The following is a 15,589-nucleotide window of genomic DNA, read 5'->3' as shown; positions in this document are numbered from 1 at the left end:
TCCTTCTATATCCCGCGATTAGATTCGAGAAGCAGCAGCATACTGCTTAAGCAAATCAGGTACATCCAGAATCAATGCAATGTGACCATCACTTGTGATTGTCGCACCCGCCATACCTGGCGTTCCTTGCAACAGATTATCTAGAGGTTTAATCACGACTTCTTCTTGACCTATCAAGGTGTCAACAACAAAACCAACACGCTGACTACCAATCTGAACAATCACAACATGGCCGTGGCCTTTGCGCAGTTCTACCTGACCAGCACGAGGTGCCAACCAGTTTTGCAGATAGAAAAGTGGTATCGATTTTTCACGTACGATAATGGTTAACTGACCATCTACTACGTTGGTGCGACTCAGATCTAAGTGGAAGATTTCATTAACACTTGCCAGTGGTAAAGCGAATGGGTGCCCTGCTACACCAACCATTAGAGTTGGTAGGATTGCCAGAGTCAGAGGTACCTTGATGGTAATCTTGGTTCCTTTACCCATTTCAGAGTCGATATCGATCGAGCCGTTAAGGGTATTGATCGCAGTTTTCACAACGTCCATACCTACACCACGACCTGAGATATCCGAAATCTGCTCTTTACTTGAGAAACCAGGCATAAAGATTAGGTTGAAACACTCTTTGTCTGTCAGACGTGACGCTGCATCTTCATCCATGATGCCGCGTTTAACTGCGATACCACGGAGTTTATCTGGATCCATACCGCCGCCATCATCAACGATAGCCAGTTCAATATGGTCGCCTTCCTGAGATGCGGAAAGAATGACTTTACCGGTTCTGGATTTACCTGAAGCAACACGGGCTTCTGGCATTTCGATACCGTGGTCAACAGAGTTACGAACTAAGTGAATGAGTGGATCCGCTAGTGCCTCAACGAGGTTTTTATCCAGATCAGTATCTTCACCACGCATTTCAAGCGTAATGTCTTTGTTCAGGCTACGAGCCAGATCTCGAACCACGCGAGGGAAACGGCCAAACACTTTCTTGATTGGCTGCATACGCGTTTTCATTACTGCGCCCTGAAGGTCAGCAGTAACAACGTCCAGGTTAGCGACAGCTTTTGACATTTCTTCATCATTGCTGTTCAGACCTAAGCTGAGCAGTCGGTTACGAACCAATACCAGCTCACCAACCATATTCATAATGGTGTCAAGCGTTGAGGTATCAACACGAACAGTCGCTTCCGCTTGTGGTTTCTTCGCCTGAGCGGCTGGCGGAGACGCTTCTTTCTTCGCTGGCGGCTTAGGTTGTTCTTTAGGAGCAGTCGCCACAGCAGGTTGTGGGGCTGGCGCTGGTTTTGCTTCAGGAGCCGGTGGCGGGTTAGCTGCGGCAGGTTTAGTCGCAGCCTCTAGCTCTTCTACTGAAGGGCCTTTACCTGAGCCATGAAGGTCGTCGAGTAACTTCTCAAACTCTTCATCAGTCATTAAATCGCTATCAGCCGATCCTGCTGCAGGTGCTGCCGGAGCAGCAGGCGCTGGAGGAGGAGTCGGAGCCTCAGCTTCGTTCTCTCCCGGAGCTTTACCTACGCCGTGCAGTTCATCAAGCAGCTTCTCAAACTCATCATCGGTAATATCACCGCTCATATCTGCGCTGGCAGCTGGAGCAGGTGCAGCCGGAGCAGGACTTGCAGCGCTAGAAGCACCTGGTGCAGTTCCTGAACCATGAAGCTCATCGAGCAGCTTCTCGAATTCGTCTTGGGTAATTTCATCAATAGAGCCAGCAGAGACGCTGGTTTGCTCAGCTGGTGTTTCTACCACAGGCTCTGGAATAACAGGCTCTGCGGCGACTGGCTCTTCAACGACAGGAGGTGCTTCGGCAACGGCCTCGTCTGCTGACTCAGGGCTGCTTAAGCGGTGTAGTTCATCAAGAAGGTCTTGTTCTGCGCGGGGTAATGGCTCACGATCTTGCACGGCTTGAAACTGTTCATTAACGGTGTCCAGTGCTTTAAGCATCGTGTCCATAAGGCTGGCGCTTACTTGACGCTGGCCATTACGCAAAATATCAAACACGTTTTCCGCACCGTGACACGTATCTACAAGCTCAGTCAACGACAGGAAGCCCGCGCCACCTTTAACAGTATGGAAGCCACGGAAAATGGCGTTTAATAGATCTTTGTCTTCAGGGTTGTTCTCTAGTTCAACCAACTGCTCCGAGAGAAGTTCTAGGATCTCTCCGGCTTCGACTAAAAAGTCCTGAAGAATGTCTTCGTCTAAATCGTAGCTCATATGTTACCTCTAAAACCCAAGACTTGAGAGTAAGTCGTCGACTTCGTCTTGTGATGATACTGCATCATCCCTTTCTTGAGGGTTAAGGATTGGCCCCTCAGGGTCAATCGATGCTTTTTTCTTGTTATTAGCGCTTTCTTCTAATTGGCTAGAGCCAAATGCGGTCAAAATCTCGACTAGCCTACCTTCGACTTCGTTGACTAAGGTAATCACGCGACGAATAATCTGTCCGGTGAGATCTTGAAAGTCTTGAGCCATTAGAATCTCTGTCAGCTGCCCTCTCAGCTCAGAGCTATCGCCCTCAACTTCACCGAGCAGATCATCGATTCGGTGACACAGTGCCTTGAATTCAGCAAGCTCAATTCGACCATGCATGAGTTCATTCCATTGAGGACGAACTTGCAGAAGCCCTTCATGTAGGTTATCTGCAATTGGCATACAGCGATCGACTGCGTCCATTGTTTTGTTCGCGGCGACTTCGGTCTTGTCAATGACGTATTGGAGGCGATCCCTTGCATCTGGGATTTCGTCATTGGCGATCTCACTCATACGATCATCGACACTAAAATGCTTGATCGACTCATGTAAGTCTCGAGTCAACTCCCCAATCTCTTGTAGCATTGGATTGGAGGCATTTTGGTATATGTCTTTTACAAGAAGGTCGGCTTCCTGTTGCTGACCATCTTCTAATAGCTCGACGAGTTGTTTTGCCTGTTCTAATGAAATCATTCTGAATTGGCCTTTTGCATCCTAAGTCAATTCCTTGACTATAAACGCTCAAAAATCTTATCTAGTTTTTCTTTTAGTGTTGCAGCTGTGAACGGCTTAACGATGTAACCGTTAACGCCCGCTTGAGCAGCTTCAATGATTTGCTCACGTTTTGCTTCCGCCGTGATCATAAGCACTGGCAGGTGTTTTAGCTCATCGTCAGCTCGAATATGCTTGAGAAGGTCAATACCTTGCATACCTGGCATATTCCAGTCTGTCACGACGAAGTCGAACTCACCTTTTTTTAGCATAGGTAACGCCGTTAAGCCGTCATCCGCTTCTTGGGTATTATTGAAACCCAAATCACGAAGTAGGTTCTTAACGATACGGCGCATTGTTGAGAAATCATCAACAATAAGGATCTTCATGTTTTTATTCAAAATTGCCTCCACTGAGTTCGAGATCAGTGATTTTTACTCATTATTTGTCCAGGCACTCAACTTTGTGCGTAGACGCTGCATTGATTGGCTTAGTATTTGGCTAACGCGTGACTCGCTAACACCAATTACCTCGCCGATTTCTTTTAAGTTTAACTCTTCATCGTAATAAAGCGAAAGTACTAAAGCTTCTCGCTCCGGCAGAGATTTAATGGAATCTATCAAGGCCTTGCGGAAATATTCATCAGCGACACCTTGAAACGGTAAATTCTCTTCATCACGATCGTCTGGGGAAATAACGTCTTCCGACACTCCGAGATCTTCAATTCCGACCAGACGTGAACAGTTAATATCCGTTAATATTGTATGGTATTGCTCAAGGCTAATTCCCATGTGCTGTGCAACTTCTGCATCACTGGGATCACGATTTAGCTGACCTTCCAATTCAGATATCGCTTGGCTCACCTCACGGTTATGCTTGTGTACCGAACGGGGAACCCAATCGCCTCGGCGAATATCATCAAGCATAGCACCACGAATCCGAATACCTGCATAGGTTTCAAAACTCGCCCCTTTACTACCATCGTAGTTTTTTTGGGCTTCAAGCAATCCAATCATGCCCGCTTGAATAAGGTCTTCTACCTGCACGCTCGGAGGTAATCGCCCTAGCAAGTGATGAGCAATACGCTTCACCAACACTGAGTATTTTTCTAAAAATGCTCGCTGGCTGTTTTGATTAGCGTACTGTTCATAGGTCAACGCCTTATTCACCAAATGGTTCCTCTAACATCTCTGGTCTATTTAGTAAGCGTTCGACAAAAAACTCAAGATGTCCACTCGGTGTTTTAGGGATTGGCCAGGTTAATGCTTTACTTGCCAATGAACCAATTGCTAATGCCGCAGGAGATCTTGGAAATGCGTCGACAACAATCTTTTGCTTTTTAACTGCTTGTCTAACTTTATCATCCAACGGAATACATGCTACGAGCTCAAGGCTCACATTCAAGAATCGCTCTGTGACCAAGGTCAACTTTGCGAACAATTCTCTGCCTTCTCGGTAGCTTCTGACCATATTTGCAACAATTTTAAATCGTTGAACCTGATGCTCTTTGCTCAATAGTTTAATTAAAGCATAAGCATCCGTGATCGATGTTGGCTCATCACAAACCACGATAACCACATCTTGCGCTGCTCGTGAGAAGCTCACTACCATGTCCGAAATACCTGCCGCCGTATCAATCAGCAACACGTCCATTTCGTCTTCAAGGCTACCAAACGCTCGAATCAACCCGATATGCTGTGCGTGTGATAACTCTGTCATCGCCTGTGTGCCAGAAGTCGCTGGAATAATTCTGATCCCATGCGGACCTTCAACAATCGCGTCTTTCAGATCACACTCACCTGCGAGAACGTGGCCAAGGTTCTTTTTCGGTCGAATGCCAAGCATTACATCGACATTTGCCAGACCAAGGTCCGCATCGAGTACCATGACTTTCTTACCTTGGCGAGCCATCGAGATAGCCATTCCCAACGTTACATTTGATTTACCAACACCGCCTTTACCGCCAGTTACCGAAATAACTTTAGTTAAGGAAGGCTGTGTTAAGCGGCGTAATCCGCTTGCTTGGTCTTGTATCATATTCTTCGTCATAATCGTCCGCCGCCTAGAACCTCTCCGCTTCACTATTCCAGTAGTGAGGTTCATCATCTGTCGACTTCTCAAGTAATTCATTTGCTTTAGCGACCATATACTTAGGCTGCGCTATAACAATGTCTTCAGGTACACGTTGTCCGTTCGCTATGTATGCCACTGGCAGCGAGTTTTGCACTGTGACACTGACAAACTCACCTAAACTAAGTGACTCATCAAGTTTAGTCATAATGCATCCGGATAACGGAATACGTTTGAAATGATCAATCGTTTCCTGCAGTACTTTTCGCTGTGCAGTTGCAGGCAGTACCAGGTAACTGTGGATCATCTCCCCACTTTCATGCATCAGCGTGTCTAATTGTTCTGATAGTCTTACGTCACGCTGGCCCATACCGGCGGTATCAACAAGAATTAGGCGACGATTTCTTAACTGATATATTACATCGGCTAACTCTTTGGAATCTTTAGCGACTTTTACAGGACACCCCATAATTCGTCCGTAAATGGCCAGTTGCTCGTGCGCGCCGATACGATATGTATCGGTTGAAACCAAGGCAACATTGTCTGAGCCGTACTCCATCGCAGCACGTGCCGCAAGCTTAGCAACCGTCGTTGTTTTACCTACACCGGTTGGTCCCAACAGGGCAACAACGCCACCGCGTTTAAGGATGTCTTGTTTGGAAATAGGGATCTGGTCTGAAACAAGTCCGAGTAGAGCTTTCCATGCCTTAGTTGGCGGAGTGTCTTCTGGGATGTAACAAGCGAGCTGGTCAGCAAGATCAGACGATACACCCATACGTTCAAGACGTTTGATTAACATGGCTCGCAGTGGCTCTCTACGCTCCACCTCTTGCCACATCAATCCTGAAACCTGATGCTCTAAAAGACGACGAATTGATGTCATCTCTTCTTTCATCTCTTCAAGGTCTTCACTTGGAACAGCGCTATCGTGCTGGCGAGAGCGCTCATAACGAGTCGGATCCAGCTTAGCAGCCGGTTTATCCACTCTACGGTCTTCAGCAATTAATCTCGCCAGTGGGGAGTCTTGTTGCAGTTGGACATTTTCACGTCCGCCATTGCGTGCAGCGGTTTGACGCTGTAGCAGTGCCGATAAAGAGTCTGGATTACTCTCTTCTTCGCGTCCGTCTGCCTCTGGCTTACCGTTGCTGTACTGCTTGAGCATGCTGGCAAATCGTTTAGTCATTGAACGACCTGAGTCTGCTTGCGACTGCAGGCTAACTCTATCTTCGTCCAACGCTCTGTTGTTCGATGCTGGCAAACTTGCTGGAGCCTGACGAGCTGGAGTGTGTCGTGGATTTGAGTTGTAGCTGTTGCTAGAACGATTCGTTCCGTCGCCATCAACCGCGGCGACAATCTCTACTCCGCCCGCGACTTTTTTATTTGACATGATCACCGCATCATCACCCAGCTCTCCTTTCACTTGGAGCAAGGCGGTGCGCATGTCTTTGGCAAAAAATCGTTTAATTTTCAAATTATGTTCCGTATTTCAACGCATTAGAACTAGTTACCGACAGCCTGAACAATGCGAATTTGTTTCTCGTCAGGGATTTCTTGGTAAGAGAGTACTCTTAAAGAAGGAATCGTGTTTTTAACAAACTTAGCTAACGTAGAGCGTAGTACGCCCGATGTCAGAAGGACCGCAGGTTCCCCTTTCAGCTCTTGCTCTTGAGTTGCTTGGCTTAAAGAAGATTGTAGTCGTTCTGCGAGACCTGGCTCAATTCCAGCTGATTCTCCCCCAGATGCCTGCATGGTCTGATGCAATATTTGTTCCAGCTCAGGAATTAAGGTTATAACCGGCAACTCTGGCTCTATACCATTGATTTCCTGAACAATTAGTCGTTTGAGAGCAATACGTACAGCAGCAGTTAAGATGTCAGGTTCTTGACTCTTACTCGAGTATTCGGACAAGGTTTGTACTATGGTGCGTATATCCCTGATTGGCACAGCTTCGTTGAGTAAGTTTTGTAGTACTTTAACCACCACACCCAATTGGAGTTGATCAGGAACGAAACTTTCAACCAGTTTAGGCGTGCTGCGACCCAACATTTCCAGCAGATTCTGTACTTCTTCGTGGCCGATAAGCTGAGAAGCATTATTGGTAAGTAGTTGGCTCAAGTGAGTAGCCAACACGGTTGACGAGTCAACCACGGTATAACCCAGAGCCTGAGCATGCTCGCGCTGCTCTTCACGAATCCACACCGCCTCTAAGCCAAACGCCGGGTCAATTGTTGGTTCACCTTCAATCATTCCGTAGACTTGTCCCGGGTTGATCGCCAGTTCCATATCAGGGCGAATTTCGGCTTCACCCACCGCAACCCCCATCAGAGTGATTCGGTAGCTATTCGGCGTTAACTCTAAGTTGTCACGAATATGCACTGCTGGAATGAGGAAACCAAAGTCTTGCGATAACTTTTTTCGGACCCCTTTGACACGCTCAAGCAGTTCACCACCCTGGTCTTTATCAACCAGAGGAATCAGGCGGTAACCCACTTCTAAACCCACAATATCAACGGGCTGAACGTCATCCCAAGAGAGCTCTTTTGGCGTAGCTGCTTCCTGCTCTTTTGTTGCTGGCAGTGCAGGTTTCTCAGCGGCTAGTTTTTGCTTGCGGTGAATCCAGTAAGCGCCAACTGCTGCGATGGTAGCCAATAGTAAGAACGCAAAATGTGGCATTCCAGGCACGATACCCATCACACCGAGGATACCAGCGGTAATCATCAGCGCTTTAGGGTTGTCGAACATTTGGAACACAACCTGTTGTCCCATGTCCTCATCGGTGTTTTGTCGTGTAACCATGATCGCCGCGCCGATAGAGAGCAACAGCGAAGGAATTTGGGCAACTAAGCCATCACCAATGGTTAACAAGGTATAGATTTGCAGCGCTTCTTGAAAACCTAAGCCGTACTGCGCCATACCAATGGATAAGCCACCGATAATGTTGATAAACAGGATTAAGATACCGGCGATGGCATCACCTTTAACGAACTTTGATGCACCGTCCATCGAACCGTAGAAATCCGCTTCTTTGGTTACTTCCTGGCGTCGTGTTCGCGCCTGGTCTTGATCAATCAAACCAGCATTCAAATCCGCATCAATCGCCATCTGTTTACCCGGTAAGGCGTCCAGAGTAAAACGTGCGCTTACTTCTGAAATACGTCCCGCACCTTTGGTAACAACCATAAAGTTAATGATCATCAAGATCAGGAACACCACTAGACCGACCGCGTAGTTACCGCCAATCACCACGCTACCAAAAGCTTCAATTACGCTACCCGCCGCGCCTGAACCTTCGTGACCATAGAGTAAAACCACACGGGTCGAAGCGACGTTCAACGCGAGCCTCAACAGTGTTGCGATAAGTAGCACCGTCGGGAATGCCGCAAAGTCGAGAGGTCGGCGGGTATAAACCGTAACCAGCAAGACCACCATGGCTAACGCAATATTGAAGGTAAAGAATAAATCGAGCAGAAAGGCTGGGATTGGCAAGATAACCATTGCCAACGTAGCCAAAACCATGACTGGTGCGCCAATCGCTGGCATAGCACGTTGTGGAATAGGAGGCAGCTTGTCAGCAAACGGCAAGGAAAATTTCATAGTTAGGTAGCTACAATATTGGGTAAAAAGAATAACTTGATTCGACTATGCAATATCCAGTCCAGCAAACCTGTCAAATTAATGGCTGATCATGAACTTAGCAACATTGGTCGTAAGGTGAGTCAGGCATACACAGCCACCAGCTTGAAGCCAAAAGCTGTAGTACGCCGCTATTTAACTATGGGTGAATGTTAAATATCAGTTCGCCCGACAGTTTCTCTGGCGAATAATCAATAGAGACTAAACCTGAAGTCGGGAACATTGGTGGGATCATGTCGGTCACAAACTCTGCGGTCAGGTATCCAACTAACGGAAGGTGCGACACAATCAGAACACTCTCTAGCTTATGTAGATCAACAAGTGCTGCAACGTAGTCTGCAACCTGCTCTGAGTCACCGTATGGGGTAATATCAGCACAAGTTTCTACATGATCAGTAGTAAAACACGCTGAGATCTCTTGCCAGGTTTGTTGCGCCCTAATATAGGGACTCACTAAAACGCGATCAAAATGAGCGAAACCTTTCTCGGCACATACACGCGCCACTGCTACCGATGCACTTCTTCCGCGATCTGTCAGCTCTCTTTGCTCATCACTTTGGGCAAAATGTTCAGCTTCTCCATGACGCATAATAAAGATTTTCATGGCTTATTCCTAATGCTATCCCCGTACTACCAGTGTGTACGGCTGATTGTTATTTAGCTGCTTAAGGGCAGCTTGATTTATTATTGTGTGCCGATGTTTTCAGCCACGATTGTTTTGTTGAGCTATAAATAATTATATCAACTCAGAGATGAAAGACTCTGACTTTCTTAACACTCTTTAAAGCCAAATAGTCCAATTTCTCGGACTCATTTTGCTCATATTTCTCAAACAGATAGTTTGCAGTCAGCTATATCCGAGTCATAATTACTCTATCGCTCATCGCAGCCTCGCATAACTTTCGGAGAATGTATCGTGCACATTAGCCCAAATGATACCAATAAATACCGTTACCTGACCCTTGCTAACGGCATCCGGGTATTATTGATCCACGATAGCAGCGCGCAAAAATCTGCTGCAGCACTAGCGGTAAATGTTGGTCATTTTGACGATCCTCAAGATCGTGAAGGTTTAGCTCACTATCTTGAACACATGTTATTTCTGGGCACAGAAAAATACCCGAAAGTGGGCGAATTCCAAAGCTATATTAATCAGCATGGTGGCAGTAATAATGCGTGGACAGGCACAGAACATACCTGTTTCTTTTTCGACGTTACCCACAACGCGTTTGAAAGTGGCTTAGATAGATTCAGCCAGTTTTTCACCGCGCCTCTGTTTAATTCAGAAGCACTGGACAAAGAGCGCCAAGCGGTCGAGTCGGAATACAAACTTAAACTCAAGGACGACTCTCGTCGTCTTTATCAAGTGCATAAAGAGCTGGTTAACCCCGAGCACCCTTTTAGTAAGTTTTCTGTCGGAAACTTAGAAACACTAGGCGACCGCGATGGTCAATCCATTCGTGATGAAATCGTCGCTTTCCACTTTGAGCAATACTCTGCTGATTTGATGACGCTTGCCATCACTGGCCCCCAACAGCTAGACCAACTTGAATCCTGGTGTATTGAGAAATTTACGGCGATACCGAATCATCACTTAATCGATAAACAGATTGAGGTTCCATACTGCGACGAACATTCCACTGGCATCATGGTTAATGTCGAGCCGGTTAAAGAGATCCGCAAGCTGATCATGACTTTTCCAATGCCAAGTATGGATCAGCACTATCAATCCAAACCACTCTCCTACTTCGCTCATCTGCTTGGCTATGAGGGCAGTGGCAGCCTGATGTTGGCTCTTAAAGGGCAAGGCTGGATCACCTCGCTTTCTGCCGGCGGCGGTACCAGTGGTAGTAACTATCGCGAGTTTACAGTCAGTTGCGCACTGACACCAAAGGGACTAGAACATACCGACGAAATAATTCAGGCAGTGTTTAGCTATCTAAATCTTATCAAGAAAGATGGGATGGCAGAGTGGCGTTATCTTGAAAAGCAAGCAGTGCTTGAATCTGCGTTCAGATTCCAAGAGCCAACTCGACCGCTCGATTTAGTCAGTCATCTGGTCATCAACATGCAGCACTACGGTGAGAAAGACGTCATCTACGGTGACTTCATGATGAACCATTACGATGAACCTCTACTCAACACTTTGTTTGAGTTCTTTGCTCCCGAAAATCTGCGAACCACTCTGGTAGCGAAAGGCTATGACTATCCAAACCGCGCCAAGTGGTACTTTACCCCTTATGGCATCACGGAATTCTCTGATAGACAAAAAGAGTTTTTCTTGCAAACCAGTCAACTGAACTTCTCACTGCCAGAGAAAAACCCGTTTATCTGCTTTGACCTCGATCCAAAAGAGATCGAAACACCTCATGAGACTCCACAGGTACTGGAAGAACTACCTGGTTTCAAACTTTGGCATCTACAGGATGTGGAATTTCGCGTGCCTAAAGGTGTCATCTACATCGCGATAGACAGTCCTCATGCGGTGGCGAACCCACGTAATATAGTCAAAACTCGACTCTGTGTAGAGATGTTCCTCGATAGTCTTGCTACCGACACGTATCAGGCTGAGATTGCAGGTATGGGATACAATATGTACGCCCATCAAGGCGGAGTAACATTGACGATTTCTGGCTTTAGCCAAAAACAGCCAGAGTTGATGCAATTAATCCTGAGCCGCTTCGCCGAGCGAGACTTTAGCGCAACTCGTTTTGATAACATCAAACAGCAGCTATTAAGAAACTGGCAAAACTCTGCACAGGATCGCCCAATATCTCAGCTATTTAACGCCTTAACGGGCATTTTACAGCCAAATAACCCACCTTACTCAGCGCTTGTCGAAGCACTGGAAACCATAGAGGTGGACGAATTGGCCAGCTTCGTCGATGCTATTTTGGCTGAGCTGCATGTGGAAATGTTTGTCTACGGTGACTGGACCAAGGCGGATGCTTTGTCACTAGGCAGCACGTTAAAAGACGCGCTGAGAGTGCATAACCAGCAGTACGAAGAGGCTTTAAGACCTTTAGTCATGCTGGGTAAAAATGGTTCATTCCAGCGAGAAGTTTTCTGTGATCAGGAAGACTCAGCGACAGTCCTTTACTACCAGTGTGATGACACCAGCCCGCGCAGTATCGCGCTCTACTCACTGGCAAACCACCTAATGTCGGCGACATTCTTCCATGAGATTCGAACTAAGCAGCAGCTTGGTTATATGGTTGGTACGGGTAACCTTCCTCTAAACCGTCACCCTGGGATCGCCCTGTATGTTCAGTCGCCAAACGCGGCGCCGATTGAATTGATTCGTTCAATTGATGAGTTCCTCAATGCCTTTTACATGGTGCTGCTTGAGCTGAACGAGTACCAGTGGCACAGCAGTAAGCGTGGATTATGGAATCAAATCGCTACCCCAGACACCACGTTGCGTGGCCGTGCTCAGCGACTTTGGGTGGCAATAGGCAATAAGGATACCGAGTTTAACCAAAGAGAGGTGGTTCTTGAGGAACTGAAAACATTAACCAGAACCGACATGATTCGATTCGTGGTCAATGAGCTCAAGCCACGAACCGCCAATCGACTCATAATGCACACTCAGGGTAACGCCCATCATGAGTCGGAAAGGCTCGACTTAGGTCTGGAGATAGGCTCAGTTGAAGAGTTTCAGCTCAGACCCAAAGATGTCGAATTAGGCTGATTGTTCTGATTCAACAACCTTCTTCAGTGAATGAGGGTGTAGCTTGATACAAACGCCCTCATACTTAAATGCTACGGTCGGGTTATTGAGTCGCTCCCCTTCCCCTTTCGGGCTCGACAGCTTGACCTTAACTCCACGTTGAGCCAAACCACCCCAATTGTCAGCGAATACCGGAAACTGTTGCTTCAGGTCTTGCAGGTACGCTTCAGCGGTTTCCGCAGCTGACGGAATGACAAACTCAACGTGCTCCCAACTCTGCTCCGGGTACACTTTTCCCTCTGCTGGGTATGGCAGTTCTAAGCACTCAATCTGCCACTCTGCACACTGTAATGGCTGGTCAAAAAGTAGCACCATAATCGGTCTGCCGTTTATTTGAGCATTGGATATGACTTTTGCCTCTTTACGCCATTCTAAGTCAGCTTGTTTAGCCAACTCGGCATCATTGATCCTCATAGCGATATGATCCGCTTGAAATGGCTGTAGATTAATATGCAAAATCTCGCTTAAACTTTGAATTTTATGCATAAATCCATCTAGCTTAGTTTTCATTTGCGACGGCATTAATTCAGCATTAAGCAGCTGTTGTGACATTTTCTTTGACCCAAAACGTTGATTTTTCCTCAATACTATCAAGATCGTCAGGAAAAGTAGAAAATTTCCCAGTTCACTCCCTATAAGAGAAGCAATAAAGTTGCTATTATGTGCGCCAAATTTATGAACTAGATCGAGATATGCATTCACTCCACATCGTGGATATTATTCATCGGTATGCTGTTCCAGCACCGGAATAACCTGAAATGCATAGCTAACCAATTCCCTAGAATTGAAGGAAGCGCGTGTGAATATCCAAGCACTTATTAACGACAAAGTATCTCAGGCTCTTGAAGCCGCTGGCGCACCTGCAGGTAGTCCTGCTGCGGTTCGCCAATCTGCAAAACCTCAGTTTGGTGATTACCAGGCGAATGGCGTAATGGGCGTTGCAAAGAAACTCGGTACTAACCCACGCGAATTTGCACAGAAAGTATTGGATGTTCTGGACCTTGAAGGTATCGCGAGCAAGACTGAAATCGCTGGCCCTGGTTTTATTAACATTTTCCTAAGCGAAGAGTTCCTGGCTAAGCAAGCAGACGCTGCACTCGCAGACAGCCGTCTTGGTGTTGCTGCTGAAGAGCAAAAAACAATTGTCGCTGACTACTCTGCGCCTAACGTTGCTAAAGAGATGCACGTAGGTCACCTGCGTTCAACCATCATCGGTGATGCTGTTGTTCGTACTCTAGAGTTCTTAGGCCACAAAGTTATCCGCGCAAACCACATCGGTGACTGGGGTACTCAATTTGGTATGCTTATCGCTAACCTTGAGCGCGTTCAGCAAGACTCTGGCGAAGTTTCTATGGAACTTGCTGACCTTGAAGCTTTCTACCGTGAATCTAAGAAACTGTATGACGAAGACGAAGAGTTTGCAGTTAAAGCTCGTAACTACGTAGTTAAGCTACAAAGCGGTGACGAGTTCTGCGGCGAAATGTGGAAGAAACTGGTTGATATCACAATGATTCAGAACCAGCGCAACTACGACCGCCTGAACGTATCACTTACTCGTGATGACGTAATGGGTGAGAGTATGTACAACCACATGCTACCTGGCATCGTTGCAGACCTGAAACAAAAAGAACTGGCTGTTGAAGATGACGGCGCGCAAGTTGTATTCCTTGAAGAGTACAAGAACAAAGATGGCGACCCAATGGGCGTAATCATCCAGAAGCGTGACGGCGGTTTCCTATACACCACGACTGATATCGCATGTGCTAAGTACCGTTACGAAGAGCTAGGTGCAGACCGAGTTCTTTACTTCATCGACTCACGTCAGCACCAGCACCTAATGCAAGCTTGGACTATTGTTCGTAAAGCGGGCTACGTACCAGAAGAAGTCTCTCTGGAGCACCACGCATTCGGCATGATGCTGGGTAAAGATGGTAAACCATTCAAGACTCGTGCAGGTGGTACAGTTCGTCTTGCTGATCTTCTTGATGAAGCAGAAGAGCGTGCAGCTAAGCTGATCGAATCGAAAAACCCTGACCTGGCTGCAGACGAAAAAGAGAAAATCTCGACGACTGTTGCTATGGCGGCTGTTAAGTACGCAGACCTTTCTAAGCACCGTACCACGGACTACGTGTTCGATTGGGACAACATGCTAGCGTTTGAAGGTAACACTGCGCCTTACATGCAATACGCATACACTCGTGTTTCTTCTATCTTCGCTAAAGCAGGTATCTCTATGGATAACCTAACTGGCGAAATCAAAGTAACTGACGAAAAAGAGAAAGCACTGATCGCTAAACTACTTCAGTTCGATGAAGCGGTTCAATCTGTTGCTCGTGAAGGCCAACCGCACATCATGTGTAGCTACCTATTCGAACTTGCAGGTCAGTTCTCTAGCTTCTACGAAGCATGTCCAATTCTGAACACAGAAGATGAGACAGTTAAGCAGAGCCGTCTGAAACTTGCTGCTCTAACGGCTAAGACAATCAAACAAGGTCTGTCTCTGCTAGGCATCGATACGCTAGAGCGTATGTAAGAGAATCGAGAATCGAGAATCGAGAATCGAGAATCGAGAATCGAGAATCGAGAATCGAGAATCGAGAATCGAGAATCGAGAATCGAGAATCGAATAAGTTTGAAAGGTTGACGTGAAAGCGTCAACCTTTTGTTTTATCTGGCGTATACTGATGCCATTCGATCAAAAACGGACAACAACAATGAGCTTTGAACTTCATCCTCAACTGGCAAAAGACACCACCATCATTGGCCAATTCCCTCTTTGTGTTGCCCTTTTGCATAAAGATAACGCAGTGCCTTGGGTTATTCTGGTTCCTAAACGAGCCAACCTTAAAGAACTTCACCATCTTCCTATGCAGGAGCAACAGCAGTTTCTGCTTGAGTCTCAAGCCGTCAGTCAGGCACTTGAAGCGACATTTCAGCCAGACAAACTCAACCTCGGAGCTCTGGGTAACATGGTTCCTCAGTTACACATTCATCATATTGCCCGCTTTAAAGACGATGTCGCCTGGCCAGGTCCTGTGTGGGGCAACACCGCTGGAGAGTTCCGCAGTGAAGAAGAACAAGCGGACCTACAAACGCGTATTGGTAACGTTCTATCATTAAGTAGCTTGTTCCAGCGTGGCTAAACGTCCGTTCGTCCAGTTTTAAATACAAAAA

General features: G+C 46.8%; 12 protein-coding genes. 3 read left to right on the top strand and 9 right to left on the bottom strand.

Going from position 1 to position 15,589, the window contains the following annotated elements; translation table 11 throughout:
* Nucleotides 1-18: 18 nt before the first annotated feature.
* The 8 genes from RH46_RS11270 to sixA all read right to left on the bottom strand — a co-directional run bounded on the left by RH46_RS11270 (nt 19) and on the right by sixA (nt 9,289).
* Nucleotides 19-2,235, bottom strand: a complete 2,217-nt coding sequence (locus RH46_RS11270) for a chemotaxis protein CheA (RefSeq protein ID WP_006879574.1) — start codon at nt 2,233-2,235, stop codon at nt 19-21.
* 9 nt (nt 2,236-2,244) lie between these two features.
* Nucleotides 2,245-2,964 carry a protein phosphatase CheZ gene (locus RH46_RS11265; RefSeq protein WP_006879573.1) on the bottom strand — a complete coding sequence of 240 codons (720 nt, stop codon included), beginning with the start codon at nt 2,962-2,964 and terminating at the stop codon, nt 2,245-2,247.
* 38 nt (nt 2,965-3,002) lie between these two features.
* Nucleotides 3,003-3,371, bottom strand: a complete 369-nt coding sequence (gene cheY / locus RH46_RS11260; RefSeq protein WP_006879571.1) for a chemotaxis response regulator CheY — start codon at nt 3,369-3,371, stop codon at nt 3,003-3,005.
* A gap of 45 nt (nt 3,372-3,416) precedes the next feature.
* Nucleotides 3,417-4,151: an RNA polymerase sigma factor FliA gene (locus RH46_RS11255; protein WP_006879570.1), complete on the bottom strand. Its 735-nt coding sequence runs from the start codon at nt 4,149-4,151 to the stop codon at nt 3,417-3,419.
* The gene (locus RH46_RS11250; protein ID WP_006879569.1) at nt 4,144-5,031 is read right to left on the bottom strand and encodes a MinD/ParA family protein; all 888 of its coding nucleotides are present in this window, start codon (nt 5,029-5,031) and stop codon (nt 4,144-4,146) included. The genes RH46_RS11255 and RH46_RS11250 overlap by 8 nt, the downstream gene beginning before the upstream one ends.
* A gap of 13 nt (nt 5,032-5,044) precedes the next feature.
* Entirely contained in the window at nt 5,045-6,523 is a 1,479-nt protein-coding gene (gene flhF, locus RH46_RS11245; protein ID WP_006879568.1) for a flagellar biosynthesis GTPase FlhF, read from the bottom strand.
* 29 nt (nt 6,524-6,552) lie between these two features.
* Complete coding sequence (gene flhA / locus RH46_RS11240; protein WP_006879567.1) at nt 6,553-8,646, bottom strand: flagellar biosynthesis protein FlhA; 2,094 nt, start codon at nt 8,644-8,646, stop codon at nt 6,553-6,555.
* A 178-nt stretch (nt 8,647-8,824) separates the two neighbouring features.
* On the bottom strand, nt 8,825-9,289 hold the full coding sequence (gene sixA, locus RH46_RS11235) for a phosphohistidine phosphatase SixA (protein ID WP_006879566.1): 465 nt from the start codon (nt 9,287-9,289) through the stop codon (nt 8,825-8,827).
* Between the two features lie 312 nt (nt 9,290-9,601).
* Here sixA and RH46_RS11230 point away from each other — a divergent pair, with 312 nt between their 5' ends.
* The gene (locus RH46_RS11230; protein ID WP_006879565.1) at nt 9,602-12,376 is read left to right on the top strand and encodes an insulinase family protein; all 2,775 of its coding nucleotides are present in this window, start codon (nt 9,602-9,604) and stop codon (nt 12,374-12,376) included.
* Here RH46_RS11230 and RH46_RS11225 read toward each other — a convergent pair.
* A complete protein-coding gene (locus tag RH46_RS11225) occupies nt 12,368-12,967 on the bottom strand; it encodes a VOC family protein (protein ID WP_006879564.1) in 600 nt (199 codons plus the stop codon). The genes RH46_RS11230 and RH46_RS11225 overlap by 9 nt on opposite strands.
* Before the next feature lie 247 nt (nt 12,968-13,214).
* Here RH46_RS11225 and argS point away from each other — a divergent pair, with 247 nt between their 5' ends.
* Together argS and RH46_RS11215 are read left to right on the top strand one after the other, a co-directional pair.
* Nucleotides 13,215-14,948 carry an arginine--tRNA ligase gene (gene argS / locus RH46_RS11220; protein ID WP_006879563.1) on the top strand — a complete coding sequence of 578 codons (1,734 nt, stop codon included), beginning with the start codon at nt 13,215-13,217 and terminating at the stop codon, nt 14,946-14,948.
* A 181-nt stretch (nt 14,949-15,129) separates the two neighbouring features.
* On the top strand, nt 15,130-15,558 hold the full coding sequence (locus tag RH46_RS11215) for an HIT family protein (RefSeq protein WP_006879562.1): 429 nt from the start codon (nt 15,130-15,132) through the stop codon (nt 15,556-15,558).
* The last annotated feature ends 31 nt before the right edge of the window (nt 15,559-15,589 follow it).

The sequence above is a fragment of the Vibrio brasiliensis LMG 20546 genome (assembly GCF_000189255.1).
Taxonomy (GTDB): domain Bacteria; phylum Pseudomonadota; class Gammaproteobacteria; order Enterobacterales; family Vibrionaceae; genus Vibrio; species Vibrio brasiliensis.
Note: the sequence above shows the minus strand (reverse complement) of the source record. Positions and strands in the feature narration are given on the sequence as shown.